This window comes from Yeguia hominis (assembly GCF_014384705.1).
Classification (GTDB): domain Bacteria; phylum Bacillota; class Clostridia; order Oscillospirales; family Acutalibacteraceae; genus Yeguia; species Yeguia hominis.
Genome location: NZ_JACRSN010000060.1, coordinates 1 through 758 on the forward strand (window position 1 = coordinate 1; position 758 = coordinate 758).

Annotated in this window: 1 tRNA gene; it reads right to left on the bottom strand. The window is 49.1% G+C overall.

Annotated features, from left to right (window positions below):
* Positions 1-676: 676 nt before the first annotated feature.
* Positions 677-752: transfer RNA gene (locus tag IAG03_RS14085), tRNA-Asn, on the bottom strand.
* Positions 753-758 lie beyond the last annotated feature (6 nt).

Genomic DNA, 758 nt, shown 5'->3' on the forward strand with positions numbered 1-758 from the left:
AATTGTTTGTCACGCTGCGTTGCCATATGAGATCCTCCTTCACCATGTCTCTATTGTATCATGCTTATGCGTGTTCGGGATTTCTCATTTTAGCTTGTACTATTTATATTCTAGCACCACCCATCAGAAAGCGATGCCCTGATCAGGCTGGCGCGGGAGCTGTTGCTGACATATGATCCGGACAGCACAGATCGTTCAGAGGAGTGATCCGGAAGAGATGGCATTGCCGCTCAGACGAGAGATTTGCCTATATCGTTGACTTTTGCAATGCTGTCTTAGCTTATGAGGGGGATTATACGGCTAAAAAGCTGGTTTGTTGGGTCAATCCCAAATTCTGTGTAAACGCTAAATCGTGGTGCAAAATAGAGCGAAATAATTTTAAGGCGGGAGCGACGTAAGCTGCTCCCGCCTTTTCTACAAAAATAACAGTGCTTCATGGGTATGTCAAGGGCGGGGGCGTCAGCCTCCGTTCATCTCGACCCTTGACATACCGGTGTGCAGCCGGTCAATCCGGCATACGGTCGGCAAAGAACACAGCCAGCTGCGCATGAATCAGGCTCCAGTCCGATAAGGTAAGATAAGTTGCGGGTGGTTGTTTGTTTCGGACCTTCCGTCCTCAACTGGCTAAATCCATAACACAAAAGGACAACATCCTCAAAGAAGATGTTGTCCTTCCTGGCTCCCCCTGTTGGGCTCGAACCAACGACCCTGCGGTTAACAGCCGCATGCTCTACCGACTGAGCTAAGGAGGAATATCT